Genomic DNA, 25342 nt, shown 5'->3' on the forward strand with positions numbered 1-25342 from the left:
CCGCAGCACCCAAGCAGCTCACCTCCGCAAGGTTTAGCGGCTCCGAGCATTCCTGACGGTGCGTCAGTTGCCCTAACCTGACTGAACGTCAGTTGAATCGGCAGCCGTCACACGGGAACGGGCGTCAGCGATGCTTGGATCGACTCACGGCACCCTCAGCACTCACTCCAGCCCGGCCCGCGCAGTGGCCTGCGGCGAGACACCCCCACGGACCGTCCACGGAACCGCACCACCCCACACCCCCGGATCACACCCCTCCGGACCCCACACAGCCTCACCCGACGCGAACGGACCCCACGCGGGCGGACCCCACGCGGGCGGACCTCCCGCAGGCGGGCCGTACCCAGCCGGGTCCCACGCAGGCGGGGCCCGCTCCGACGGGCCCCACGCGGGCGCGTCGTACCCCGGTGGGTCGCGCGCGGGCGACGGCTCGGGCGACGGTGGCGCAGCGGTCGACCTGGACGTCAGCGGGCGGCCGCTGTACGCCCCCGTCCCCGACCTGGACCGGTTCTTCCGGCCCGGGTCGGTGGCGGTCGTCGGCGCCTCCGACAGCGAAGGCCGCCCGAACGCCGGTATCACCCGGCAGCTCATCACGTGGGCCGAACGCGTCGGTGCCCGTCTGCACCCGGTCAACCCGGGCCGCAGCAGTGTCTTCGGCCTGCCCTGTCTCACCTCCGTCTCCGACCTGCCCGAGCAGGTCGATCTCGCCGTACTGCTGGTCGCGGACCCCGTGCCCGTCATCGGGGAACTGGCCGACGCCAAGGTCAAATTCGCGGTGGCCTTCGCCTCCGGCTTCGCCGAGACCGGCGCGGCGGGCGCCGCCGCCCAGGACCGGCTCGCCGAGGCCGTGGCCCGTACCGGCATCCGGCTGCTCGGCCCGAACACCAACCTCAACGCCTTCGCGTCGTTCCGCGAGGACCTGGACGGTCCCGCCATCGCCCTGATCACCCAGTCAGGCCACCAGGGCCGCCCCGTCTTCTCCCTCCAGGAGCTGGGCATCCGCCTTTCCCACTGGGCACCGACCGGCAACGAGGCCGATCTGGAGACCGCCGACTTCCTCTCCTACTTCGCCTCCCGTCCCGAGGTCGGGGCCATCGCCGCGTACATCGAAGGGTTCAAGGACGGCCGCAGCTTCCTGCTCGCCGCCGACCGGGCGGCCCGCAACAAGGTCCCGGTCGTCGCCGTCAAGGTCGGCCGCACCGAGGCCGGGGCCCGTACGGCCGCCTCGCACACCGGCAAGCTGACCGGCGCGGACGCGGTGGTGGACGCGGCCATGCGGCAGTTCGGCGTGATCCGGGTGGACGGGCTGGACGAGCTCCAGGACACCGCGGCCCTGCTCGCGCGGGCCCGCCCGCCGGTGGCCGACGGCGTCGCCGTCTATTCGATATCCGGGGGCACCGGCGCCCACTTCGCGGACCTGGCGACGGCGGCCGGGCTGCGGCTGCCCGCACTGGACCGGGCGAAGCAGGACGAGCTGCACCAGTGGATACCGGACTATCTCGACGTCGCGAACCCCGTGGACAGCGGCGGGCATCCGGTCGGTGACCGGCGCGGCCGGAAGATCATCGACGCCATCCTGGCCGACCCCTCCATAGGCGTACTGGTCTGCCCGATCACCGGCCCGTTCCCGCCGATGAGCGACAGGCTGGCGCAGGATCTCGTGGACGCCGCGGAGCGGACCGACAAACTCGTCTGCGTCGTGTGGGGATCGCCGGTCGGCACCGAGGACGCCTATCGGCACACGCTCCTCGGCTCCCGGCGCGTGGCGACCTTCCGCACCTTCGCCAACTGCGTCACGGCCGTCCGCGCCCACCTTGCCCATCACCGCTTCACCGCCGCCTACCGCTCCCCCTTCGACACCGCCCCGCGCACCCCGTCCCTCTCCGCGCGCAAGGCGCAGGAGCTGATACGCCCGGGACAGCAGCTCAGCGAGCACGCGGCGAAGCAACTGCTGCGCGCCTACGGGATCAGGGTGCCGCGCGAACAGCTCGTGACCAGCGCGGCGGCGGCCGTGCGCGCGGCGAGCCTGGTCGGCTACCCCGTCGTCATGAAGGCGTCCGCGCCGCAGCTCGCGCACAAGACGGAACTGGGGCTGGTCAGGGTCGGGCTGACCTCCGCCAGCCAGGTCAGGGACACCTATCGGGAGCTGGCCGACATCGCCCGCTACGAGGACATCGAGCTGGACGGCGTGCTCGTCTGCCAGATGGTCGAGCGGGGCGTGGAGATGGTCGTGGGCGTCACTGCGGACCGTCTCTTCGGGCCGACCGTGACCGTCGGGCTGGGCGGGGTGCTCGTCGAGGTGCTGCGGGACAGCGCCGTCGGGGTGCCGCCGTTCGGCGAGGAGCGGGCGCGCGCGATGCTCGGCGAACTGCGCGGGCACGCCCTGCTGGACGGCGTACGAGGCGGGCCGCCGGCCGATGTGGACGCGCTCGTCGAGGTCGTGCTGCGGGTGCAGCGGATGGCGCTGGACCTGAGCGGCGAACTGGCCGAGCTGGACATCAATCCGCTGATGGTGCTGCCGCGCGGGCAGGGCGCCGTCGCCCTCGACGCGCTCGCCGTCTGCCACTGACGGCACCGGCGATCGCGCGAACGGCCACAGCGACGACCGCGGCCGCACCGACGACGGTGCGGCCGGTCTCCGCGCCGGCCGCCGCACGGCCGATCGCGCGCACGACCACACGCGTGAGACCACGTGAGCCCCCCTGCAGGCACCCACCGCTTGGAGCCGCTTCGTCATGACCCCCACCCCCGTTTCCCCCGAACCCGGGACCACTGACTCATTGATACTCCACACCACTGACAACGCCGTGCTGTGGATCACTCTCAACCGCCCCGCCGCCCTCAACGCCCTCACCTGGGACCAGCGCGAACGCGTCATCGCACTGCTCTGTGACGCCTCCGCCGACCCGGACGTACGAGCCGTCGTCCTCACCGCCACAGGCAAAGGTTTCTGCGCGGGAGCCGACCTGCGCGGCGGGCCGGGAGGCGGGGAGGGACAGGCGGCAGGCGGCAGCGGGCCGGGAGACGGGGACGGGCAGGCGGAAGACGGGGGCGAGCAGGCGGGAACGCGTAGCGAAAGCGAAGGACCGCAGGACCGGGCGCGGCCGCCCGAGCGGGTCGTGGGCGACGTGGCCCGGATGCTCCGGCGCGGTGCCCAGCGCCTCGTCGCCGCCGTCCTGGACTGCGAGAAACCGGTTCTCGCCGCCGTCAACGGCACCGCCGCCGGGCTCGGCGCGCACCTCGCCCTCGCCTGCGACCTGGTGCTGGCGGCCGAGTCCGCCACGTTCATCGAGGTGTTCGCGCGCCGCGGCCTCGTACCGGACGGCGGCGGCGCGTACCTGCTGCCCCGGCTCGTCGGCCCGCAGCGCGCGAAGGAGCTGCTGTTCTTCGGCGACGCCGTCACGGCGGCCGAGGCCCAACGGCTGGGGCTGGTCAACCGGGTCGTCCCGGACGCCGGGCTGGAGAAGGCCACGCGCGACTGGGCGGAACGGCTGGCCGCCGGCCCGACCCGGGCGTTCGCCCTCACCAAACAGCTGGTCAACGCGTCCCTGGACGGCGACCGCGGCGCGGCGTTCGCCGCCGAGGCAGCGGCCCAGGAGATCAACATGACGACGGTGGACGCACGGGAGGGCGTCGCGTCCTTCGTGGAGCGGCGGCGGCCGACGTATCGGGGGCGTTGAGGCGAAGGCCTCGACCTTCCCACCTGACGGTCCGTCAGGTTCAATGGAGGCATGATGGGACACGCCGGAATGGCAGCCACCGCGGTGCGCTATCTGCGGTCGGTCGGCGCGCCGACCTCCGCCGAGGCCCCGGCTCCGGCCCCGGCACGGGAGGGAGCCGCGCAGCGGACCCCGGCCCGCGCCTCGGCCCCGCCGCCGCGCCCCGCCCTCAGGGCCGTACGGGAGGACGAGCGGGCGCCCCTCGACCCGGCCGCCTTCCGAGCCGTACTCGGCCACTTCGCCAGCGGTGTCACCGTCATCACCGCGCCCGCGCCGCGACCGGAGGGCACCGCCGGCACCCCACCCGCCCAGCCTGTCGGCCCCACCGGCCCCACCGACCCCGACACCCCCGCCGGCTTCGCCTGCCAGTCCTTCGCGTCGCTGTCCCTCGACCCGCCGCTGGTCACGTTCATGGTGGCCCGTACGTCCACGACCTGGCCGCGGATCGCCCGCGCCGGCGTCTTCTGCGTCAACATCCTGGGCGCCGGCCAGGAAGGCCTGTGCCGCGCCTTCGCGGTCAGCGGCGGCGACAAGTTCGCGGGGGTCGGCCACGCGCCCGCGCCCGTCACCGGGTCACCGCGCCTGGCGGACGCCCCCGCCTGGATCGACTGCACGATCCAGGCCGTGCACACCGGCGGCGACCACCTCATCGTCGTGGGCCGGGTCGCCGCCCTCGGCACGGACCCGGACGCCGCCGCTTCCGGCCCGCTCCTCTTCCACCGGGGCGCCTTCGGCCGCTTCACCGCGTAGGCGAAGGCCCCGCCGGGCCCCCACGAAAGCGCCGGGCCTACGGAGACCCAGGTCCCCACGGAGACCCAGATCCTACGAAGGCCCCACCCTCTCCATGAAGGGACAGGGCCCCTACGAAGAACCAGTGGCCCCCCAAACAGACGGGGGCTCCCCCGAACAGCCAGTGACTCCGTCCAACAGGCAGCCGCTCAGAACGTCAGCACCCCGCGCGCCACCCGCCCCTGCCGCATGTCCTCCACCGCCTTCGCGAAGTCCTCCACCGCGTACGTCCTCGTCACCAGTTCGTCCAGGAGGAGGCGGCCCTCGGCGTAGAGCGCGGCGTACCGCGCGATGTCCCGTTGCGGGCGCGAGGAGCCGTAGCGGCAGCCCAGGATGGACTTGTCCAGGTACATCGACGAGACCAGGAACGACGCCTCCGCGGTGGCCGGGGGCACGCCCAGCAGGACCGCCTGGCCGTGTCGGCCGAGGAGGTCCACGGCCTGCCGGATCAGCTCCGTACGGCCCACGCACTCGAACGCGTGGTCCGCGCCGTGCGGCAGGACGCCGTGCACGGCCCCGACCGTGTCCGGCACCGCCGACGCGTCGACGAAGTGCGTCGCCCCGAACTGCCGCGCCACCGCCTCCTTCGCCGGGTTGACGTCCACGGCGACGATCACCGAGGCGCCGGCCAGCCGGGCACCCTGCAACACGTTCAGCCCGATGCCGCCCGTGCCGATCACCACCACCGTGTCCCCCGGCTCCACCCGCGCCCGGTTCAGGACGGCGCCGACGCCGGTCAGCACACCGCACCCGATCAGCGCCGCCGACGTCAGCGGTATCTCCCGGGAAATCCGCACCGCCTGCACGGCTTTGACGACCGTACGCTGCGCGAAGGCCGAGTTGGACGCGAAGTTGTACAGCTCCCGGCCGCCGCGCCGGAACGGCTTTCCGGGCATCCCGATCGACGCACGGCACATCGTCGGCCGGCCCCGGTCGCACTCCGCGCACGCCCCGCAGTTGGCCAGCGTGGACAGCGCGACATGATCTCCTGCCGTCACATGACCGACCCCGTCCCCCACCTCCTCGACCACGCCCGCACCCTCGTGCCCCAGCACCACGGGCACCGGATAAGGAATCGTCCCATCGACCACTGACACATCGCTGTGGCACAGCCCCGCCGCCCGGACGCCGACCAGCACCTCGCCGGGCCCCGGCCCCCGTACCTCCAGGTCGTCCACGACCCGCGGCTGTCCACCCTCGAAGACGACGCCCTTCATCCCCGCTCCCGCCCTCCGTCGAGGCCGAGCACGCGCCCGGCGATGATCGTGCGCTGGATCTCGTCCGAACCGCCGTAGACCGTGTCGGCCCGGCTGAACAGGAACCGCCGCTGCTCCGCGTCGAGTTCGTACGGTGCGTCCGCCGTCCACTCCCTCGGTCCGCACGCCGCGTCCGCTCCCCGAACGCGCATCGACAGCTCCCCCAGCCGCTGGTGCCAGCCGGACCACAGCAGCTTCGCCACACTGGGCGCACCGGCGTCACCGGCCGCCGGCCCGAGCGTGCGCAGCGCGTTCCACCGCATCACCCTCAGCTCGGCCCACAGCCGTACGAGCCGGTCCCGCAGCACCGGGTCGCGCACCGCGCCCGTGCGTACGGCCGCGTCGCGCACCTCGACCAACTCAACGGCGAAACCGACCTGCTGGGCGAGCGTGGAGACGCCGCGCTCCCGCGCCAGCAGCCCCATCGCCACCCGCCACCCGGCCCCGGGCCCGCCGACCACGTGCTCGGCGCGCGCCACCGCCCCGTCGAAGAAGACCTCGTTGAACTCGGCCGTCCCCGTCATCTGCCGGATCGGCCGCACCTCGACACGCCCCGGCTGGTCCATCGGCACCAGCAGGAAGGACAGCCCGCGGTGCCGCCGCTCGCCCGGATCGGTCCTGGCCAGCACGAAACACCAGTCGGCAGTCCGCGCGAGCGAGGTCCAGACCTTCTGGCCGCTGATCCGGTAGGTGGCCCCGTCCCGTACGGCCACCGTACGGACCGCCGCCAGGTCCGAGCCCGCGCCGGGCTCGCTGTACCCCTGGCACCACAGTTCCTCGCCGCGCGCCACGGGCGGCAGGAAACGTTTCCGCTGCGCGGCGTCCCCGTATGCGATCAACGTCGGGGCCAGCAGGTTCTCACCGATGTGCCCCACCCGCTCCGGCGCACGCGCCCCCGCGTACTCCTCCGCCCAGACAACCTGCTGCGCGAGCGTGGCCTCCCGGTTCCCGTACGAGCCGCACGCCCGGTCCCACCCGATCCCGATCCACCCACCCCGCCCCAACTCCCGCTCCCAGGAACGCCGCACGGAGAGATCCTCGAAAGCACCACTCCAGCCCCCCACGCCCAGACGCTCGCCCAGCCAGGAACGAACCTCCCCCCGAAATACCTCATCCTCAACCCCGAACGAAAAGTCCACCGTCCGCCTCCCACCGAGATCAGCCCCCACCCACCTGTCCCCCACCCACCCACGGAAGGGGGCGGGCCGGAGCGGCCTGCCGCGCAGGCCTGCCCCCGAACCTGACAGCCCCGCGCAGCGGCCCCCGCCCGCCGCAGGCGCGAACGGCCCCGCAGCCAAAAGCAAACCGGCCCCGGAGCCAGAGGGCCCAAAGGGCCCACCGCAGGCGCAACGGACCGGAAGCCGAAAGCGAACCGGCCCCAGACCCAAAGGGCCCAAAGGGCCCACCGCACGGCTACCGGTTCGGACGCCGCCCTTCGGCGGCATCCGCGGCCATCCCCTCCACCCGGGCCAGCAGCGGCATGGGATCGGCCCCCACCGCCCCCGGCAGAAGCTCCGCGATCCTCTCCGGCGTCCATCCCCCGTCCGCGTACGCGGAACGCAGTTCCCTCGGCTGCGCCCAGACCGCGATCTTCGGCCCGGCGACCGTGTAGACCTGCCCGGTGATCCGCTCCGCCGCCGCGCGGTCGCTGAGCAGGTAGACGACGAGGGCCGCGACGTCCTCGGGCTCGCCGATCTCCGTCAGCTCCGTCGGCACGTTGGCGGACATCCGCGTACGGGCGACGGGCGCCACCGCGTTGGCGGTCACGCCGTACCGGCTCAGGCCGAGCGCGGCGCTGCGCACCAGCGAGATGACGCCGCCCTTGGCCGAGGCGTAGTTGGCCTGGGAGACGCTGCCCTGGTGGTTGCCGCTGGTGAAGCCGATGAGGGTGCCGGACTTCTGCCGGCGCATGACCGCCGAGGCCGCGCGGAACACGGTGAACGTGCCCTTCAGGTGGGTGGCGACGACCGGGTCCCACTCCTCCTCCGTCATGTTGAAGAGCATCCGCTCGCGGAGGATGCCGGCCACGCACACCACGCCGTCGATGCGCCCGTACCGGGTGAGTGCCGCGTCCACGATGCGCTGGCCGCCCGCCATGGTGGACACGTCGTCGGCCACGGCGACCGCCTCGCCGCCGGCCTGCTCGATCTCCTTGACGACCGCCTCGGCGACCTCGCTGCTCGGATCGGCCCCGTCGACCGCCACCCCGTAGTCGTTGACGACCACCCGGGCGCCCTGCGCGGCGCAGGCCAGGGCCACCGCGCGCCCGATTCCGCGGCCCGCACCGGTGACGGCGATCACCTTGCCGGCCAAGAAGTTCCCCATGCCGCGCCCCTTCCCGCAGTTTCTGACGGACCGTTAGATTTTTGAGCAGACCCGCACCGAGCACAAGACCCGGCGCACCCCGAGGAGGGCCCATGCCGCTGCCCGACGAGTTCCACGCCCTCGCCAAGCGCGTCAACAACTGGGGCCGCTGGGGCGCGGACGACGCGATCGGCACCCTGAACCTGCTCACCCCCGAGGCCGTACGGGAGGCCGCCGCCACCGTCCGCTCCGGCCGCCGCGTCCCGCTCGCGCTGCCGCTGCGCCAGGACGGCGTGCAGACCGGGGCGATCCCCGGCCGGGTCAACCCGCTGCACACCATGACCGCGATCAACCAGGAGATCTTCGGCCCGGGAACGGTCGCCACCTCCGACGACGCCGTCACCATGGGCCTCCAGGCGGCCACCCACTGGGACGGCCTGGCCCATGTCTCGCACTCCGGGCGCCTGTACAACAACCGCCCCGCCGGCACCGTCACCGCGCACGGCGGCGCGGGCGCCCTGGGCATCGAGAAGGCGCCGCCGATCGTCTCGCGCGGCGTCCTGCTGGATGTGGCCCGCGCCCTCGGCAGCGGCCCCGACGGGCCCGGACGGCTGCCGGCGGACCACGCCGTGACCCCGGAGGATCTCACCGCGGCGGAGGAGCTGGGCGGGGTGCGCGTACGGCCCGGCGACATCGTCCTCGTCCGCACCGGGCAGATGGGGCACTACCTGGCGGGCGACCGGGACGCGTACGTCTTCCCGTCCCCCGGGCTGTCGGTCCGCGCGCCCGAGTGGTTCCATGCGCGCGACGTCGCGGCCGTCGCCACCGACACCCTCACCTTCGAGATCTTCCCGCCGGAGATCGACAACCTGTGGATGCCGGTGCACGCGCTGCACCTGGTGGAGATGGGCATGATCCAGGGCCAGAACTGGAATCTGGAGGAGCTGGGCGAGGCCTGCGCGGAGGAAGGGCGTTACGCGTTCTTCCTCGCCGCGACGGCCGAGCCGTTCGTCGGCGGCACCGGTGCGCCGGTGGCGCCGGTCGCGGTCCTGTAGTCACACCGGCGGCCACGCAGGTCCGGCCGGCAGCGTCGGCCCCGTGGCCCAGCCGGGTGGCGATACCACCCATGCGCCCCGGAGCCCCAGCCGGGTGGCGGTACGCCCATGCGCACCCCGAGCGCGGCACCGCGGACCACCACCCGGCTACGGGACGCGACCCGCACTCGCCGAGGCCCTGCCCCCGTGCCCTCGACGTCCCCTCGCGGCGAATCGCTCCACCCAAGCGTGATCAAGTGAACACGCCACGTCAACACCTGGTCTGGACTTTCCCGCGGCTATGCGCGGTTCGGGACGGCGCAGTGCGGGTCGTACGCGCCCATGTCCGAGCCCGCCGCCATCAGCACCGGCCGGCCGCGGTCCACCTCGCACCAGATGCTCTTGCCGGCCCCCTCGGGCCGCCAGCCCCAGCGGTCCGCCAGCCCGTCGACCAGCTCCAGACCACGGCCGTTCGTCTCGTCGCCCTCGGCGTGCCGGGGGCGCGGGGCGCGGGAACTGCGGTCCGCGACCTCGACCCGTACGGTGCCCACCACCGCGCCCGAACCGGAGAAACACATCCGCAGCTGCGCGGGGGTCCCGGTATGCACGACGGCATTGGTGACCAACTCGGAGATCAGCAGGATCAACGTCTCTGCCAATGGCTCGTCGACCCCTATGCCCGAGCCGGCCAGCCGCGACCTGGCCCACCTCCGGGCCCGCCCCACCTCCGCGGGGTCGGGCCGCACTTCCAACTGCACCTGAAGCACCTGCACCGCTCACACCATCCGAACCGGCGGACACATCGCCTCGCGCCTCCTCGGGGTCACACTCCGTGACCCCGGTGATGCACAGCATGGTTGACGTTCAGTCACCCCAACAAGCGCTTCGGGCATATTCCAGCGCAAGGGAGTATGCGTGGTGCATACTGTGCGACGCGCTTTGCCGGGAGTCGAACAAGAGGGCCCTTCGCCCCTCCTTCGAGGGCGAGCGGAGCGCATTCGGCATCCCGGGTCCGTCGCTACGACCCCACGGGAACTGTTGCGCCTCAGAACCACTCGCACCCGAGGGAGCGTACCCGAGCGGGGACGCCGACTCCCCCCTGTGACGAGTTACGCCTAGGACACAACCCGATATCGACACTCCGTGACCGCTCGCGTGTACGGAATCCGACATTCCGCACAAGATGCGCTACACGCCGATATCTTCGGTCAGGAGAGCGCTCGCAAGCGCTTCTTCCGCTTTTGCGGCACCTTGCCACTGTTCGACCCGCAACCACGCTCGTTTGAGATGCAGATGTACGTCGGCCTCCCAGGTGAAGCCCATACCGCCGTACACCTGGAGGCAGTCCCGGGCGTTGCGCACCGCGGCTTCGTCGGCGAGCAACTTCGCTCCGACTACTGCGAGTGACCGTCCGGTGAGCGAAGCCGCGTATACGGCACTTCGCGCTATTTCCACTCGTATCAGCATCTCGGCGCACAGATGTTTCACCGCCTGGAACGCGCCGATCCGCACACCGAACTGCTCGCGACGCCCGGCGTGTTCCACGGCCATCTCGACCGTACGGGCAGCGCTGCCCAACTGGAGCGCGGCGGTCAGCAGCGCGGCCTCACGGCGCAGCCGGGGCACGTCCAGCGCGCGCGGCGCGCTGCGCGGGTAGGACGCCACGCGCGCGAGCGGCGTCAGCGGATCGACCGAGCGGACGGGCTCCAGGGCGGGCCAGTCGGGGGCGTTCCAGTAGGCGCCTCCCCTGACGTCGGCCTTCGGCTCCTCCACCAAGATCAACTCATCACAGTCCGCCGGATGTTCCCACAGCCGCCCCCCGCCCTCCCCCACATCACACAGCCCCACCACCCGCTCCCCCGTCGCCGCTCCCGGCACCACCCCCGCCAGCAGTTGCCCCGCCACCAGCGGCCCCGGCAGCAGCGCCCGCCCCGCCTCTTCGAAGACCAGCACCGCGTCCGGCAGCCCGAGACCCACCCCGCCGTCCGCCTCCGGCAGCCGCAGCGCGAAGAAACCGGCCGCGCCCAGCTCGCGCCAGAGCGCGCGGTCGAGCGCGGGGCTCTCGACCGCCGCCCGCAGCCGGTCCCGGCCGAAGCGCCGCGCCAGCAGTTCGCGGGTTCCCGCCTGCAAGGCCCGCTGATCAGCGGTGGGACTCAGGTCCACGGCGCCCGCTCACCGTCCCTTCGGCAGGCCGAGGATGCGCTCGGCGATGATGTTGCGCTGGATCTGCGACGTACCGGCCGCGATCGTGTACGAGAGCGACGACAGCCGGGCGGCCGTCCACTCCTGGTCCGCGTCCAGCGCGCCGGCCGGCCCCAGCACCTCGGCGGCCGCGTCGTACAGCTCCTGGCGGGCCTGCGAGTAGCGCAGCTTGAAGACCGAACCGCCCGCGTCCGGCACCCCGCCCGCCTCCCGGGCCGCGCCGACGTTCCGCTGGATGAGCCGCCACAGCGCCGTGAACTCGGCGTTCAGCCGCCCCAGCCGGCGGCGCAGCACCGGGTCGTCCCAGCGCCCGTTCGCCCGTGCCGTACGGGCCAGCTCCCCGAGCGTGCGGCGGCAGGCGACGACCTCGCCGACGAAGGCGGTGCCCCGCTCGAAGGACAGGGTGACCATGGTGACGCGCCAGCCGTCGTGCTCGGCGCCGACCCGGTTGGCCACCGGCACCCGGACCGCGTCGAGGAAGACCTCGGCGAACTCGGCCGGGCCCGCGAGCGTGCGCAGTGGCCGTACGGTGATCCCGGGCGCGTCCATCGGCATCGCCAGCCAGGAGATGCCGCGGTGCCGGGGCGCCCGCGGGTCCGTGCGCACCAGCAACTCGCACCAGTCGGCGATCTCCGCGTGCGAGGTCCAGATCTTCTGCCCGGTGATCACATAGTCGTCGCCGTCGCGTACGGCGCGGGTGCGCAGGGCGGCCAGGTCGGAGCCCGCGTCCGGCTCGCTGAAGCCCTGGCACCAGACCTCGTCGCCGCGCACGATGGGCGGCAGCCAGCGGGCGCGCTGCCCGGCGGTGCCCTCGGCGGCGATGGTCGGCCCGGCGTGCAGCAGCCCGACGAAGTTGGCGCCCACGTAGGGCGCGCCGGATCGTTCCGTCTCCTCCAGGAAGATCAGCCGCCGGGTGGGCGAGGCGTCCCAGTGCAGGGCGCCGTACCCGGCGTCGTACAGCCGCCGCTGCCAGCCGAGGTCGTACGCGCGCCGGCCGGGCCAGTCCAGCGGGTCGGGCCGCGCCGGCAGGTCCGGGAGCGTCTTGGCCAGCCACTCCCGCAGCCGCGCCCGGAACTCCTCCTCCTCGGGCGAGTACGTCAGGTCCATCGGACGGGGTCCGGACTCGGGCAGGGATACGGGTACGGAGACAGGTACGGGTACGGAGACGGGTACGCGTACGCACGCGGGCGCATCAGGCGAGATCCAGCCGCAGCATGCGGATCGCGTTGCCGCGCATCAGCTTGTACACGGTCTCCTCGTCCAGCCCCTTCACATGGTCGAGGGCGACCTCCTTGGTGTGCGGGAACGTCGAGTCCACGTGCGGGTAGTCGGTCTCGAAGGTCGCGTTGTCCCGGCCGACGACGTCCAGCGAGGCGATGCCGTGTTTGTCGCGGAAGAAGCAGCAGAAGATCTGCCGGTAGTAGTACGTGGACGGCGGCTCGGGGATCAGATCGCGTACACCGCCCCAGGCCCGGTGCTCCTCCCACACGTCGTCGGCGCGCTCCAGGGCATACGGAATCCACCCCATCTGCCCCTCGCTGTACGCGAGTTTGAGCAGCGGGAACCTCACCAGCACCCCGCTGAAGAGGAAGTCCATCATCGACGCCATGGCGTTGTTGAAACTCAGCGACGCCTGCACGGCGGGCGGCGCGTCGGGCGAGGCGGCGGGCATCTGCGAGCTGGACCCGATGTGCATGTTGACCACCGTCCCCGTTTCCTCGCAGACCGCGAAGAAGGGGTCCCAGTAGCCGGAGTGGATCGACGGCAGTCCGAGGTGGGTCGGAATCTCGCTGAACGTCACGGCCCGCACCCCGCGCGCCGCGTTCCGCCGTATCTCGGCGACCGCGAGCCCGATGTCCCACAGCGGGACGAGGCACAGCGGGATCAGCCGCCCGCCGCTGTCCCCGCACCACTCCTCCACCATCCAGTCGTTGTACGCGCGCACGCACGCCAGGGCGACTTCCTTGTCGTGCGCCTCGGCGAACGTCTGGCCGCAGAACCGGGGGAAGGTCGGGAAGCACAGCGACGCCTCGACGTGGTTGAGGTCCATGTCCTTGAGCCGCTCGGCCGGGTCCCAGCAGCCGGGGCGCATCTCGGCGCGGGTGATGCCCTCCAGGGTCATCTCGTCGCGGTCGAAGCCGACGGCGGCGATATTGCGCTTGTACGGGAACTTCAGGTCCTCGTAGATCCACCAGTCGGTGGCCGGGCCGTCCGGGTCCATCGTGATCACGTACTTGCCGCCGGTGTACGCCAGCTCGCCGATCCCCGCGGTCAGGGGCCGCGGGCCCCGGTCCCGGTACTTCGCCGGCAGCCAGGTCTCGAAGAGGTGCGCGGGCTCGATGACGTGGTCGTCGACGCTGACGATGCGCGGTAGCTCCATCTGGTTCCCCTCACGCGGTTCCACCGAACGGTGCCCGGACGGTCGCCGTGCGCATGCCGATCGACACTTAGCTGACGACCCGTCAGATACGAGGCTAGCCCTGCGCTCCGGGGGCCACAAGGCGCGCGACGGGCGGAACGAAGCCCCGGATGGCCCGTGTCCGAGTCCGTGCGCGGGAAGGCGGAGCGGCTGGGCAGGGTGAATCGGGGGCGTGCGGGGAAACCGCGCTTCCGTGCACCGCTGGAGCGTGAGTCGAACGCGTAAGGCCTCTTCGGGAGCGTTCAGTTGGGGCGGTACGTCCCCGTCGCCTGGTCGTAGAGGCGGTCGACCTCACGGCGCTCGTTGTCGGGGCCGATGACCTGGATGACGTGGTAGCGGCCGTTGTGGATCATGGCCAGGTTCCGGACGTACACCTGCCGCCCGCTGCTGTCCTGCCAGGTGAACGTGCCTTCGGCCATCGCGGTACCGCCCACGTCGATACGGCGCAGACCGGAGGAGCCGGACCAGCTGGACTCGCGGTACGGGGCCAGTTCCGCCTCCTTGTCCTGCTGATAGGCCATCGGGTCGGTGCCGTGGCGGGACGTGGTGTCGCGGCCGGGCACGATCAGGAGCTCGAAGTCGTTCCCCACGTAGCGGACCTGGCCGCGCTCGTTCTCCCCCCGGCGCTGCCAGCCCTTGCGGACGGCGACCTGGAAGCCCTCGGGGTCCTTGCGCACCTCGAAGCCCTCGGCGAGACCGGCTGGTTCGGTCGTCTGCGGCTGCTGCCTGCGGGAGCCCTGTTCGCCGGGCCGCCCGCCGCTCTCGCCGCCGGGCGCCGAACTCTGCGCGCCCACCGACCCCTTGCGCTCCCGCACGCTGCTCGCGGCCCCGGCCTCCCCCGAACCCGTCTTCGGCATGAACAGCACCGCGAACAGCACCGCGCCCACCAGCACAAGAAGCACCACCCCTACGAGGAGCAGCCCCAGGCGGCGCGGGCTGCCTGCGCCCGAGCCGCCTCCGCCCGGCGGCGTGGCGCCCTCGATGCGCCGCAGCTGCCTGGAGGGGCGGGGCTGTCCGGCCGGGCGGGGCTGCTTGGGAGCGCGGGCCGGTTTGGGCCGGCGCGGGGGGCGGGCTGTGGGCGCCGCGTGCGGGGGCGGGGAGACGGAGGGTTGGGGGGTGGGCTGGGGTTCGGGCGGCGGGGCTTGGAAGGACTGGGGGTGCTGGGAGGGCTGGGGGTGCTGGGGCTGGGGGTGCGGGAGCGGGTGGACGGGCGGCTGGGGCTGGGGGGCGGGCCCCGAGAGGTGCTGTGGCTGCTCGACGGGGGAATCGGTCAGGCCGGGGTGGGCGTGCTGGGTGGTTTCCCGGTACGCCACCGCCTGGCGCTGCCCTTTCGGCTGCCCCTTGCCCTGCTGCCCCTTCTGCTGGCGCGGGGGCTTCGCCGGACGCGGCGGGCGGGACTGGCGCGCCTTCTTGTGCCGCCCCTTGCGTACGAGTTCGCCCCGGCGCCGCAGGATCGGGAGCCGCCGCGAGTCGGCCGGGCCCTCCAGCGACGGTACGGTCACGACCCGGCTGCCCACCTCCGGCTCCGGCGCGGTACGGATCAACGACCGCAGCCAGCCGCGCAGTTCCTCGAAGTCGGGGCGGTCGGCCGGGTCCTGCCGCATCAGCGACTCGACGACCGGCCGCAGCGCGCCGCACTCCTCGGCGTACGACGGCGGCTCCGAGCACACCAGCTGCACCAGCGCGGCGGCGCTCTCCTCCGGGTAGGCCGGATGTCCCTGCACGATGCGGAACAGCAGCGCGCCGACCGCCCACAGGTCGGTGGCGGGCCCGACCGGGGGCGCGAGCTGCCAGTTGGCGTGCACCGGGCCGGCCTGCTCCGGCGCCCAGCGCTCGGTGACCGCACCGACGACGTTGACCCGTACCTGACGGGCCCGCTCCGCCGCGAGGGCCGCGCTCGGGCGCCCGTAGGAGCCGGGCGGGGGCTGGTGCGCCGGGCGCGCGGAGTGCCCCGGCTCTCGGGGCGCTTCCGGCGCCTCGGGGGTCTTCGGCGACTCCGGTGTCCCGGACGCTTCCGGCGTCTTGGACAGGGAGGGCCCGGCCTCGGACGCGGACCGCTGTATCGGCAGCGGGTGAGGGACCCGCACACCTCCGGTACGCGGCCCCGGCCCCGGCAGGCTGCCGCCGTACACCGCGCTGCCCGGCTGCGTCGGTTTCACGGGGGACGCCGGGTGGGACTGCTGAGGTTGCTGGGACTGGTACTCCTGCTGGGCAGGGTGTTCCTGTGGGGCCGGACGTGCCGGCGACGCCGGCGCGGGGATGTGGTCACGGTACGGGCTGAAGTGCGGGTCGGCGGGGTGCGCGGGGTCGGCGGGCGCGGACGTGCCGCCACCGGGGGACGTACGGGCAGCCGCCGCACGGGCGCCCGCCTGATAGGCGGCGATGGCCCCGGCGCGGGCCCGGCGCGCATCCGTCCCGGGCGTGTCGCACGGGCCCCCGGCACCCGCTCCGCCCGCTTCCGGGGCGCCGGAAGGTTCCGCCACGGCGTCGGCCGGCGCGGTCATCCGCTCCGGCCCGGACACCCGCTCCGGCGCACTGCCTCGCTCCGGCGCGGACGCCTGCGCGGACACCTGCGCGGGCGCCACCCCCTGCGCGGGCGCCACCCCCTGCGCGGATGCGCCTCCTTGCACCCGCACGCCCCCCAGACCCGCCCCCGGGCCCGGAGCCGCCCCCGTCTCATCCCCCGGCACCGGGTCGTACCCGCACAGCGCCTCCTCCGCCGCCCCCGCCGCCAGGCCGGTCAGGATCGCCCGGCCGTCGTCGCAGATCAGGACCGTACGGATGGTGATGTTGCGGTGCGTCCAGCCGTGCGCGTGCAGGGCGCGCAGGGCGGTGAGGAGATCGGCGGCGACCTCGGCGGCGCGGTGCGGGGTGAGGGTGCGGTCGGCGAGCAGCGCGGCGAGCGGCCGGGCCGCGACGCGTTCGCTGACGATCCACAGGCTGCCGTCCTGGGCGAAGACGTCGAAGACCTGGTCGAGTTGCGGGTGGTCGGGCAGCCGGGCCGCGGCGGTCGCGGCTTCCAGCGCGCGCCGTACGGCGGGGTCGTGCGGTGTCCGGTCGGCGCCGGACGGCCGGTGCCCGCGGCCACCGGGTGCCGGGTGCCCGGCCGGTCCCGGTGCGTCCACCAGTTCCGCGTCCACGACCTCGGGCAGCGGCACCTGGCGTACGAGGACCTCCTGCCCGCTGTACGTGTCGAAGGCGCGGGTCTCGGCGAACTCGTACTCGTCCGACGGCGGCACCGGCAGGCGGTAGCGCTCGGCGAGCACTCTTCCCGCGTACTCGTCCACGACGCCTCCCCAGCGCGCGATTCACGCCGCCTGACCGTCTTTGTCCGGGAGCTCCCGGACCCACCGGTTACCGCCAGTGGTCAAAAGCGGTCGCATTCCCTCCGATTGCGGCTGCGTACGGTCTTCGGGGTCTCACGATACGTGCCGGAGGCGCGGGTTGAGGAGCGCTCCGGCCAACAGTTCCCCCAGGACTTCGCATCCGCCCTGCGGCCGTCGGCGCGTACACCGCGTCGGCCTGCGCACCTCTTCGGTACGCAGGCCGCAAAAGGTCAGTCCTTCACCTGGAATGTCGCGAACGCGGTGTCCCTGAGCCGACGGCACTCGTCCGCGTCCCAGGCGTCCGCCTTGCAGGTGATCATGATCGCGTAGCCGTGCCGGTCGTCCGCCCGGAACCCGCGGTTGAGCACCCGGACGTCCTGGCCGCGCTGCTTGCGCGTGAACGACCAGTCGGCGACCGTCGGGTACCCCCGCCATTCGACGGCCTTGATGTCGATGCGGTGGTAGTCCTGGACGCTGCCGCTGACGGCCGGCTCCTGGCCGCGCCAGGCCGCCGCCGCGTCGGTGCCGGGCTTGGCGTTGTAGTCGACCTGGACGCGCGGGAAGCCGCCCGAGGCGCTGTAGATCGCACCGGAGTTCCGGCCGGCCGTGTCCGTCTGCTTCCAGCCGGACGGCAGCGCCACGGAGAAGTGGAACGCGTCGTTCGAGACGGCGCCGTACCCCTGCGGCACGGCCTTGCCCTGGCCGGCGCCGTCCGCCTTGCCGTCCTGCCCGCCGCCCTGCTCGGCGTCGGCCGGCCGGGACGCGTCCGCGTCGGCGCCCTTGCCGCCGTCGCCCGCGCCCTCGGCGGACGGGTCGGCCTTGCCGGTGGCGGCCGTGCCGGAGCCCGCGGCCTTGCCGCCGCCCTTCTCGTCGCCGCCGCCGAGCGCGAAGGCCAGGACCGTACCGAGCACGATGAGGACCACGACCACGGCGGCGATGACGAGCGTACGGCGGGGCACGACATCCGTGACGGATGCCCGCGGCGGGCCGGACTGGCGCGTGCCGTCGTCCGGCTTGGACTCCGGCCGGGCCGCGGCAGCGGCGGCGGCAGCGGCCTTGCGCACCGACTGGAGCGCGCTGCGCACCTTCTCCTTGGCGCTCTCCGACTCGAAGCCCGTCCGCCCGGCCGAGCCGACCGCCGTCGGCCAGTTCCTCGGCCCGTTCGTCGAGCCGGTCTGCGCCGACTGCCCGGTGGTGCTCCGGGTCGTCGAGGCGGTCGCCGACCTGGCCCCCGAGCCCGTACCCGTAGCCGAATCCGTGCCCGAGCCCGTACGGGAACCGGTGTCCGTGAGCGGACCGGCGGCCGACGCCGCGCGCGCGGCGGGAGCCGGCGAGGCCGGGCGCGCGGTGTCCCGGCCCGCATCCGGTGCGCGTCTCTCCGGCTCCTTCGTCCGCGGCTTGGGCTTCCACTGCGGGCGGGGCACCGACGGCTTCGCCCGCGCCTGCTCCCGGTCGCGGTCCTTGTCCCGGGCGCGGTCCTTGGTCTTCGCCGGGCGCTCCTCGGGGACGACCGGCAGCGCCATCGCCCGCGTCGCGTCCGGAGCGGGCGGTTCCGGTCCGGTGTCCTCGGGCGCGCTGGCCGCGTCCAGGAGCAGCGCACGCGCGCCCCGGTCGTCGAGCCGCGCCGCCGGGTCCTTCACCAGCAGCCCGTAGATGACCTCCTCCAGCACACCGGCGCTCTTCGGCGGCTCCAGCGGCTCGGTCATCACGGCGGTCAGGGTGGCGATCGCCGACCCCTTGTCGTACGGAGGCACACCCTCGACGCAGGCGTACAGCAGGCCGCCCAGCGACCACAGGTCCGCCGGGGGGCCCGGCTTCTGGCCGCGCGCCCGTTCGGGCGATATGTACGAGGGCGCGCCGACGAGCATGCCGGTGGAGGTCACCGAGGGGTCGCCCTCGACCTGGGCGATGCCGAAGTCGGTGAGCACGACCCGGCCGTCGTCGGACATCAGGACGTTGGAGGGCTTCACGTCGCGGTGCAGGATGCCCTCGCGGTGGGCGGCGCACAGCACGTCCAGGACGGCGAGGCCGACCTCGGCGGCCCGGCGCGGCGTCAGGGGGCCGTCGTCGCGCACCACCTCGGCGAGCGAGCGGCCCTCGACCAGCTCCATCACGATCCACGGGCGGTCGTCCTCGTCGACCACGTCGAAGACCGTCACCGCGCCGTTGTTGCGAATCCGGGCGATCGCCTTGGCCTCCCGCAGCGTACGGGTGATCAGGCGGCGCTTCTCGTCCTCCTCGACCCCGCCGGGGAAGCGCAGCTCCTTGACCGCGACCGTACGGCCGAGCACTTCGTCCCGTGCGCGCCAGACCGTCCCCATTCCGCCCCGGCCGAGGACTTCGGCGAGCCGGTACCGGCCGGCGAGCAGCCTGCCCTCCTTGCCGTCCATCTCGACCTCGTCGCCCACTGAATCCCCTCTGCAATCCAGCCGAGTTGGCATCTCGAACACTTGTCGATCACCAAACTGGCCCAACTCGGACAACCCACCCTGGCGGAGCCTTCATTCTCTCTCATCCGCGCCTGTGGGGAAGGCCAGGGTCCACGACTCGGCGCCTGTTGTGCACCCGCCATGATGGCCAGGACGGGCGGCGCTCCCGGTGACGAGGGGGTCGTCGGCGCGGTGCCGACGGGCCCCGGGGGCGGAAATCGACGGCAGGGACGAGGGCCGGTCCACGGGGCGCCCCACCCTTCCTGCCGCCCCGGCGCACGGCCGCCCGAGCCCCGCACGCCGCCTTCGCCTCGCATGCCCCATCGGGGCGGCGCGCGCCCCTCCGAGCCGCCCGCCGCCCCGCCCCACTGCTCTACAGCGGCACGATGTCCGGCGCCCCCAGCCGCGCCGCGTCCGCTGTCAGGTCGTCCGGCTGCCGCTGCGACTCGCGCTCGGCCTCCACCCGCTTCTCGTAGTGCTGCACCTCGCGGTCGACCTGGTCGGCGTCCCAGCCCAGCACCGGCGCCATCAGCTCCGCGCACTCGCGGGCGCTGCGGGTGCCCCGGTCGAAGGTCTCGATGGAGATGCGGGTGCGCCGGGTGAGGACGTCGTCGAGGTGGCGCGCGCCCTCGTGGGTGCAGGCATAGACCACTTCGGCGCGCAGGTAGTCGTCGGCGGCGGCGAGCGGCTCGCCGAGCGCCGGGTCGGCCACGATCAGCTCGAAGACCTCGTCGGCCAGCGAGCCGTAACGGTTCAGCAGGTGCTCCACGCGCACCACGTGCAGACCGGTGCGGGCCGCCGTGTGGGCGCGCGCGTTCCACATCGCCTTGTAGCCCTCGGCCCCGACGAGCGGCGTGTCCTCGGTGACGCACTCGGCCACCCTCTGGTCGAGCCCGTGCACCGCCTCGTCCACCGCGTCCTTGGCCATCACCCGGTACGTCGTGTACTTGCCGCCCGCGACCACGACGACCCCGGGCACCGGGTGCGCGACCGTGTGCTCGCGCGACAGCTTGCTGGTCGCGTCCGACTCGCCGGCCAGCAGGGGCCGCAGGCCCGCGTAGACGCCCTCGACGTCGTCGCGCGTCAGCGGCACCGCGAGCACCGAGTTGACGTGCTCCAGCAGATAGTCGATGTCGGCGCTGGACGCCGCGGGGTGCGCCTTGTCCAGGTCCCAGTCCGTGTCGGTCGTACCGACGATCCAGTGCCGGCCCCACGGGATCACGAACAGCACGCTCTTCTCCGTGCGCAGGATCAGCCCGGACGTCGAGTGGATGCGGTCCTTGGGCACGACCAGGTGGATGCCCTTCGACGCCCGTACGTGGAACTGGCCGCGCTCCCCGATCAGGGCCTGGGTGTCGTCGGTCCACACGCCGGTCGCGTTCACCACCTGGCGCGCCCGTACCTCGTACTCACCCCCCGCCTCCACATCCTGCACCCTGGCACCGACAACGCGTTCGCCCTCGCGCAGGAAGCCGACCACGCGGGCCCGGTTGGCGGCGTCCGCCCCGTAGGCGGTGGCGGTGCGGACGAGGTTCGTCACGAAGCGGGCGTCGTCCATCTGGGCGTCGTAGTACTGCAACGCGCCGACCAGGGCGTCCTTCTTCAGGCAGGGCGCGACCCGCAGGGCCCGCTTGTGCGAGAGGTGCCGGTGTACGGGCAGCCCGCGGCCGTGTCCGGAGGAGACGGACATGCCGTCGTAGAGGGCGACGCCGGAGCCCGCGTACCAGCGCTCCCAGCCCTTGTGGGTGAGGGGATAGAGGAACGGCACCGGCTTGACCAGGTGCGGCGCGAGCCGTTCCAGCAGCAGCCCGCGTTCCTTCAGCGCCTCCCGTACGAGCGCGAAGTCCAGCATCTCCAGATACCGCAGTCCGCCGTGGATGAGCTTGCTCGACCGGCTCGACGTGCCCGAGGCCCAGTCACGGGCCTCGACCAGCCCGGTGTCCAGGCCGCGGGTCGCCGCGTCCAGGGCCGTGCCGGCGCCGACGACTCCGCCGCCGACCACCAAAATGTCCAGCTCCCGTTCCGCCATCCGTGCGAGCGCTTCGGCACGCTGGGCCGGTCCGAGTGTCGCTGTCCTCACCGCTGCCTCCCGCTGTGGTCGGGGTCACACTCCCCGTCCGTCGATTTTGGCCGCGCCTTCGGCCCGTATCCACCCTCCGGCGACCCGGCAACACCCGGCCGCCGCAATCCCCATTCTGGGCCAAATGTCCGCTTAGTCTACTTATGCTCTTATGCTTCACCGCCTCATCCGGAACCGCTCGGGAAGGACGGCAGCCAGCCATGCCCGCAGACCTCGCCGTCATCGGACTAGGCCATATCGGTCTCCCTCTCGCCCAGGCCGCCACCCTCGCCGGCGTCCGCACCATCGGGCACGAACCCGCGCCGCCGCCGGCCGCGGACACACCGGGCGCCCCCGCGGCCACACCCCCGGAAGGACGCCCGGCCGCCGCGCACTCCCCGCTCACCGCGCCCGAGGTCCGCCGGCTGCTGTCGGCCGGCTTCCGCATCACCGACGACCCCGCCGCGCTCGGCCGGGTCCGTACGGCTGTCATCTGCGCCCCCACCCCACTCGGCGAGGACGGCGTCCTCGACCTGACCGCGGTCGCCGACGCCGCCCGCGTACTGGCGGCGCACCTGCGCCCACACACCACGGTCGTCCTGGAATCCACCGTCTACCCGGGCACCACCGAGGAATTCCTGCGCCCCCTCCTGGAAGAGGGGTCGGGCCTGACCGCGGGACGCGACTTCCACCTCGCCTGCTCCCCCGCCCGCCACGACCCCGGCAACCGCGCGCACCGCTACGGCACCGTCCCGAAGGTCATCGGCGGCCTGACCCCCGCCTGCACCGAGGCCGCCGCCGCGTTCTACGGCCGCCTCACCGACAAGGTCGTACGCGCCCGCGGCCCGCGCGAGGCCGAGACGACCAAGCTGCTGGAGACCAACTACCGGCACCTGAACATCGCCCTCATGAACGAGATGGCGGTGCTGTGCCACGACATCGGCGTCGACCTGTGGGACGTCATCCGCTGCGCCGAGACCAAGCCGTTCGGCTTCCAGGCGTTCCGCCCCGGCCCCGGCGTCGGCGGCCACACCGCCCCCATCGACCCCAACTACTACTCCTACAAAGGCCGTTCGCTGGGCTACCCGCTGCGCCTGGTCGAGCTGGCGCAGGAGGTCAACACCCGGATGCCGCGCTACGTCGTACAGCGCTGCGCCACCCTGCTCAACGAGCACGGCAAGTCCGCCCGCGGCGCCCGCGTCCTGCTCCTCGGCGTCACGTACAAGCCGGACACCGGCGACGAGGCGGGCTCACCGGCCCGCGAAGTCGCCTCCCGGCTCATGGAGTTGGGCGCGCACATCACGTACCACGATCCGTACGTCCACCAGTGGCAGGTCCGCGACCGCCCCGTCCCGCGCGCCGACGCCCTCTACGAGGCCGCCGCCGGGGCCGACCTCACGCTGCTGCTCCAGCACCACCGCACATACGACCTCCAGGGCCTGGCGGTGAAGGCCCAGCTGCTGCTGGACACCCGGGGGGCCACGCCGACGGGGGCCGCACACCGCCTCTGAGCCGCGCTTCCGGGCGCCCCCGGCACCACGCGGACAATTCCATAGTGGACATGTCAGACCGGTCTGTTAATTTGTGTCCGCGCGTCGAACAGGTGCGCGCTCATCATGCCGACCGGTCCCGCGCGCCCAGCGCCGCGCCGGTCTCCACTCCCGGGGGAACACCACCATGAGCCAGCCCTGGCCGCCCGCGCCTCAGCAGCCGCATCAGCCGCCGCAGCCCTTCCAGCAGCCGCAGGCCCCGTACGGCGCTCCCGCACCGGCCGGCTTCCCGGCGCCGACGGCCCCGCCCGCCCGCCGGGGCAACGCCGCGCTCGCCGTCGCGCTCGGCGTCGTCACCACACTGGTCGCGGCCGGTGTGTACGGCGCGGTGCTCAAGGCCGTCGACGGCGCCTCGATCGGCTACGCGGCGCTCGCCGTCGGCGCGCTGATCGGCGCCGTCGTCGGCAAGACCGGCGGCCGCAGCGCCGCACTGCCCGTCGTCGCCGCGGCCCTCGGCCTGCTCGGGCTCTACCTCGGCCAGGTCTTCGGCATCGCCCTCATCTCCTCCGACATCCTCGGCATCCCGCTCGCCGAGGTCGCCCTCGACCACTTCGACGTGGTCAACGCGGCGTGGAAGGACTACCTCGGCGTGATCGACGTGGTCTTCTACCTGCTGGCGGGCGCCGGCGGCTTCCAGGTCGCCAAGAAGCTGGGCGCCTGACACCCCGCGCAAGGCGAAGGGCCCGGACCGCACGAGGTGTGCGGTCCGGGCCCTTCGGCGTCACAGGCGGCCGGGACGCCTCCGGCCGGCCGTCGGTCAGCGCTTGTCGTGCTGCGACGGCGCGACCGTCACCTCGACCCGCTGGAACTCCTTGAGCTCCGAGTAGCCGGTGGTCGCCATCGCCCGGCGCAGCGCGCCGAAGAAGTTCATCGAACCGTCCGGCGTGTTCGAGGGACCGCACAGGATCTCCTCGGTGGTGCCGACCGCGCCCAGGTCCATGCGCTTGCCGCGCGGCACGTCCGGGTGGACGGCCTCCATGCCCCAGTGGTGGCCGCGGCCCGGCGCGTCCGTGGCGCGCGCCAGCGGCGAGCCCATCATGACCGCGTCCGCGCCACAGGCGATGGCCTTGGGCAGGTCGCCGGACCAGCCCACGCCGCCGTCGGCGATGACGTGCACGTAGCGGCCGCCGGACTCGTCCATGTAGTCACGGCGGGCAGCGGCGACGTCGGCCACCGCGGTCGCCATCGGCACCTGGATGCCGAGCACGTTACGAGTGGTGTGCGCGGCGCCGCCGCCGAAGCCGACGAGCACACCCGCCGCGCCGGTGCGCATCAGGTGCAGGGCCGCGGTGTACGTGGCGCAGCCGCCGACGATCACCGGGACGTCCAGCTCGTAGATGAACTGCTTCAGGTTCAGCGGCTCGGCGGCCGAGGAGACGTGCTCGGCGGAGACGGTGGTGCCGCGGATCACGAAGATGTCCACGCCCGCGTCCACCACGGCCTTGGAGAACTCGGCCGTCCGCTGCGGCGAGAGCGCGGCGGCGGTCACCACACCGGAGTCGCGCACCTCCTTGATGCGCTGCCCGATCAGCTCTTCCTTGATCGGCGCGGCGTAGATCTCCTGGAGGCGCTTGGTGGCGGCCTCGCCGTCCAGCTCCGCGATCTCCGCGAGCAGCGGCTCCGGGTCCTCGTAGCGCGTCCAGAGCCCTTCCAGGTTCAAAACGCCCAGGCCGCCCAGCTCACCGATGCGGATCGCGGTCTGCGGGGAGACGACCGAGTCCATCGGGGCCGCCAGGAACGGCAGCTCGAAGCGGTAGGCATCGATCTGCCAGGCGATCGAGACCTCCTTCGGGTCGCGGGTGCGCCGACTCGGTACGACGGCGATGTCGTCGAAGGCGTACGCCCGGCGGCCGCGCTTGCCGCGCCCGATCTCGATCTCAGTCACGTGTGTGGCCCTTCCATACGATTACGTCCCCAGTATCCCCGACCGGGGACGCTGGGGACGTATCAGGGCTTGATCACTCCTCGTTTTCGAGGAGCACCTGCGAGGTGTCCACGACGTGGACCACGAGGACGATCAGCAAACCGTCGCTGATGACGTACTCGATCGCGATGTTCCGGGTGAGCGCCAGCGACCGGGTGTTCCCGTCCTTCGAGAGCGGAACCGAGATCTCCGGCCGCGGGTCGTCCGCCAGCTTCTTGAGGCCCCGCTCCAGCAAAGCCCTGCGGTCCTCGGGCAAACTGTCGCGGATCTGGGCCGCGCGTTCGCTGTAACTCACCGAGTACAGCATCTGGCCCCCTTAAACAGGCGCCTC

General features: G+C 73.1%; 18 protein-coding genes. 6 read left to right on the forward strand and 12 right to left on the reverse strand.

Going from position 1 to position 25342, the window contains the following annotated elements:
* The first annotated feature begins 130 nt into the window (after nucleotides 1-130).
* The 3 genes from ACFV57_RS22875 (at nucleotide 131) to ACFV57_RS22885 (ending at nucleotide 4469) form a co-directional block, all read left to right on the forward strand.
* The gene (locus ACFV57_RS22875) at nucleotides 131-2569 is read left to right on the forward strand and encodes an acetate--CoA ligase family protein (RefSeq protein ID WP_385235255.1); all 2439 of its coding nucleotides are present in this window, start codon (nucleotides 131-133) and stop codon (nucleotides 2567-2569) included.
* Between the two features lie 166 nt (nucleotides 2570-2735).
* Nucleotides 2736-3680: an enoyl-CoA hydratase/isomerase family protein gene (locus ACFV57_RS22880; RefSeq protein WP_385235258.1), complete on the forward strand. Its 945-nt coding sequence runs from the start codon at nucleotides 2736-2738 to the stop codon at nucleotides 3678-3680.
* A 51-nt stretch (nucleotides 3681-3731) separates the two neighbouring features.
* Nucleotides 3732-4469 carry a flavin reductase family protein gene (locus ACFV57_RS22885; protein ID WP_385235261.1) on the forward strand — a complete coding sequence of 246 codons (738 nt, stop codon included), beginning with the start codon at nucleotides 3732-3734 and terminating at the stop codon, nucleotides 4467-4469.
* A 188-nt stretch (nucleotides 4470-4657) separates the two neighbouring features.
* Here ACFV57_RS22885 and ACFV57_RS22890 read toward each other — a convergent pair whose 3' ends face one another.
* The 3 genes from ACFV57_RS22890 to ACFV57_RS22900 form a co-directional block, all read right to left on the reverse strand.
* A complete protein-coding gene (locus tag ACFV57_RS22890) occupies nucleotides 4658-5725 on the reverse strand; it encodes a Zn-dependent alcohol dehydrogenase (protein WP_385235264.1) in 1068 nt (355 codons plus the stop codon).
* Nucleotides 5722-6903, reverse strand: coding sequence for an acyl-CoA dehydrogenase family protein (locus tag ACFV57_RS22895; RefSeq protein WP_385235267.1), 1182 nt, complete (start codon nucleotides 6901-6903; stop codon nucleotides 5722-5724). Before ACFV57_RS22895 ends, ACFV57_RS22890 begins: the two co-directional genes overlap by 4 nt.
* A gap of 274 nt (nucleotides 6904-7177) precedes the next feature.
* Nucleotides 7178-8089 carry an SDR family oxidoreductase gene (locus tag ACFV57_RS22900; RefSeq protein ID WP_385235270.1) on the reverse strand — a complete coding sequence of 304 codons (912 nt, stop codon included), beginning with the start codon at nucleotides 8087-8089 and terminating at the stop codon, nucleotides 7178-7180.
* Nucleotides 8090-8181: 92 nt separating this feature from the next.
* On the opposite strand from ACFV57_RS22900, the gene ACFV57_RS22905 reads away from it, so the two are divergent.
* Nucleotides 8182-9123, forward strand: a complete 942-nt coding sequence (locus tag ACFV57_RS22905) for a cyclase family protein (RefSeq protein WP_385235273.1) — start codon at nucleotides 8182-8184, stop codon at nucleotides 9121-9123.
* A 278-nt stretch (nucleotides 9124-9401) separates the two neighbouring features.
* Here the strand turns inward: ACFV57_RS22905 and ACFV57_RS22910 are convergent, their stop codons facing one another.
* From ACFV57_RS22910 to ACFV57_RS22940, 7 genes are all read right to left on the reverse strand, one after another.
* Nucleotides 9402-9875 (reverse strand): ATP-binding protein, encoded by a 474-nt coding sequence (locus ACFV57_RS22910; RefSeq protein WP_385235276.1) that lies wholly within the window; start codon nucleotides 9873-9875, stop codon nucleotides 9402-9404.
* Nucleotides 9876-10290: 415 nt separating this feature from the next.
* Nucleotides 10291-11265, reverse strand: a complete 975-nt coding sequence (locus ACFV57_RS22915) for an acyl-CoA dehydrogenase family protein (RefSeq protein ID WP_385235279.1) — start codon at nucleotides 11263-11265, stop codon at nucleotides 10291-10293.
* A 9-nt stretch (nucleotides 11266-11274) separates the two neighbouring features.
* Nucleotides 11275-12411, reverse strand: coding sequence for an acyl-CoA dehydrogenase family protein (locus ACFV57_RS22920; protein WP_385235282.1), 1137 nt, complete (start codon nucleotides 12409-12411; stop codon nucleotides 11275-11277).
* A gap of 85 nt (nucleotides 12412-12496) precedes the next feature.
* Nucleotides 12497-13684, reverse strand: a complete 1188-nt coding sequence (locus ACFV57_RS22925) for an amidohydrolase family protein (RefSeq protein ID WP_385235285.1) — start codon at nucleotides 13682-13684, stop codon at nucleotides 12497-12499.
* A gap of 281 nt (nucleotides 13685-13965) precedes the next feature.
* A complete protein-coding gene (locus ACFV57_RS22930; RefSeq protein WP_385235288.1) occupies nucleotides 13966-17010 on the reverse strand; it encodes a serine/threonine protein kinase in 3045 nt (1014 codons plus the stop codon).
* A 269-nt stretch (nucleotides 17011-17279) separates the two neighbouring features.
* Nucleotides 17280-19439 (reverse strand): serine/threonine-protein kinase, encoded by a 2160-nt coding sequence (locus ACFV57_RS22935; protein WP_385235526.1) that lies wholly within the window; start codon nucleotides 19437-19439, stop codon nucleotides 17280-17282.
* Between the two features lie 412 nt (nucleotides 19440-19851).
* A complete protein-coding gene (locus tag ACFV57_RS22940) occupies nucleotides 19852-21558 on the reverse strand; it encodes a glycerol-3-phosphate dehydrogenase/oxidase (RefSeq protein ID WP_385235291.1) in 1707 nt (568 codons plus the stop codon).
* Between the two features lie 200 nt (nucleotides 21559-21758).
* On the opposite strand from ACFV57_RS22940, the gene ACFV57_RS22945 reads away from it, so the two are divergent.
* The gene (locus tag ACFV57_RS22945) at nucleotides 21759-23048 is read left to right on the forward strand and encodes a nucleotide sugar dehydrogenase (protein ID WP_385235294.1); all 1290 of its coding nucleotides are present in this window, start codon (nucleotides 21759-21761) and stop codon (nucleotides 23046-23048) included.
* Between the two features lie 166 nt (nucleotides 23049-23214).
* Nucleotides 23215-23748 (forward strand): hypothetical protein, encoded by a 534-nt coding sequence (locus ACFV57_RS22950; RefSeq protein ID WP_385235297.1) that lies wholly within the window; start codon nucleotides 23215-23217, stop codon nucleotides 23746-23748.
* 96 nt (nucleotides 23749-23844) lie between these two features.
* Here ACFV57_RS22950 and ACFV57_RS22955 read toward each other — a convergent pair whose 3' ends face one another.
* Nucleotides 23845-24972 carry a GuaB3 family IMP dehydrogenase-related protein gene (locus ACFV57_RS22955; protein ID WP_030675082.1) on the reverse strand — a complete coding sequence of 376 codons (1128 nt, stop codon included), beginning with the start codon at nucleotides 24970-24972 and terminating at the stop codon, nucleotides 23845-23847.
* Nucleotides 24973-25045: 73 nt separating this feature from the next.
* Nucleotides 25046-25318 (reverse strand): hypothetical protein, encoded by a 273-nt coding sequence (locus ACFV57_RS22960; RefSeq protein ID WP_385235300.1) that lies wholly within the window; start codon nucleotides 25316-25318, stop codon nucleotides 25046-25048.
* Nucleotides 25319-25342 lie beyond the last annotated feature (24 nt).

It is taken from the genome of Streptomyces sp. NPDC059788 (assembly GCF_042732265.1).
Lineage (GTDB): Bacteria > Actinomycetota > Actinomycetes > Streptomycetales > Streptomycetaceae > Streptomyces.

Bases quoted from the DNA above. Each gene is read 5' to 3' on its own strand.
- ACFV57_RS22875 (WP_385235255.1), top strand. From the start codon at position 131: ATGCTTGGATCGACTCACGGCACCCTCAGCACTCACTCCAGCCCGGCC.
- ACFV57_RS22950 (WP_385235297.1), top strand. From the start codon at position 23,215: ATGAGCCAGCCCTGGCCGCCCGCGCCTCAGCAGCCGCATCAGCCGCCG.
- ACFV57_RS22890 (WP_385235264.1), bottom strand. From the start codon at position 5,725: ATGAAGGGCGTCGTCTTCGAGGGTGGACAGCCGCGGGTCGTGGACGAC.
- ACFV57_RS22900 (WP_385235270.1), bottom strand. From the start codon at position 8,089: ATGGGGAACTTCTTGGCCGGCAAGGTGATCGCCGTCACCGGTGCGGGC.
- ACFV57_RS22905 (WP_385235273.1), top strand. From the start codon at position 8,182: ATGCCGCTGCCCGACGAGTTCCACGCCCTCGCCAAGCGCGTCAACAAC.
- ACFV57_RS22935 (WP_385235526.1), bottom strand. From the start codon at position 19,439: ATGGACGGCAAGGAGGGCAGGCTGCTCGCCGGCCGGTACCGGCTCGCC.
- ACFV57_RS22920 (WP_385235282.1), bottom strand. From the start codon at position 12,411: ATGGACCTGACGTACTCGCCCGAGGAGGAGGAGTTCCGGGCGCGGCTG.
- ACFV57_RS22925 (WP_385235285.1), bottom strand. From the start codon at position 13,684: ATGGAGCTACCGCGCATCGTCAGCGTCGACGACCACGTCATCGAGCCC.
- ACFV57_RS22945 (WP_385235294.1), top strand. From the start codon at position 21,759: ATGCCCGCAGACCTCGCCGTCATCGGACTAGGCCATATCGGTCTCCCT.
- ACFV57_RS22885 (WP_385235261.1), top strand. From the start codon at position 3,732: ATGATGGGACACGCCGGAATGGCAGCCACCGCGGTGCGCTATCTGCGG.
- ACFV57_RS22880 (WP_385235258.1), top strand. From the start codon at position 2,736: ATGACCCCCACCCCCGTTTCCCCCGAACCCGGGACCACTGACTCATTG.
- ACFV57_RS22960 (WP_385235300.1), bottom strand. From the start codon at position 25,318: ATGCTGTACTCGGTGAGTTACAGCGAACGCGCGGCCCAGATCCGCGAC.